Annotated in this window: 1 protein-coding gene; it reads right to left on the bottom strand. The window is 67.0% G+C overall.

Features of this window, described 5'->3' with window-relative positions; genetic code table 11:
* Positions 1-649 (bottom strand): IS91 family transposase (locus OCH239_RS21470; RefSeq protein ID WP_037267597.1); only part of this gene is annotated, 649 nt, incomplete at both ends.

A 649-nucleotide genomic window follows, 5' to 3' on the forward strand; every position in this document is an offset into this window, starting at 1 on the left:
CGGTGCGCCCGTCCTCCTCTGTCGTCCGATCCGGCTCCGGAGCTTTATCGATCAGACGCCTGATCTTCTCGATCCTGTCACGCCGGATGCCGTTGGCCAGGAAGCCAGCGTGGCGGATGCGGTGGAACCGCGATGGCAGGACATGGATCAGGAAGCGGCGTATGAACTCGGCCACGGGAAGACGCATGACCTTCATCCGATCGCCGCGCTTGATGCGGTAGTCTTTCCACCGGAAGGCCACGGTGCCGGCGTCCGCGCTGACAAGGCGATGGTTCGAGATCGCGACGCGGTGGGTGTATCGGCTGAGATAGGCCAAGACCGCCTCCGGGCCGCCGAAGGGGGGCTTGGCGTAGACGACCCAGTCGGCTTTGCGCAGCGGCGCGAGATGGGCCTTGAAGGCATCGGGGTCGGCCAACTTCGACAGATCGCCGAAGAACGCCAGCTTGCCGGCCCGGTGCAGCGCCTCCAGCCCTTCGAGGAACAGGCGCCGAAACAGCCGCGACAGGACCTTCACAGGCAGGAAGAACCCCGGGCGACAGGCGACCCACCGGGCGCCGTCCGGCGACAGCCCCCCGCCCGGGACGATGACATGGACGTGCGGATGGTGGGTCATCGCCGAGCCCCATGTGTGCAGCACGCTGGTCATGCC

This window comes from Roseivivax halodurans JCM 10272 (genome assembly GCF_000521785.1).
GTDB lineage: Bacteria > Pseudomonadota > Alphaproteobacteria > Rhodobacterales > Rhodobacteraceae > Roseivivax > Roseivivax halodurans.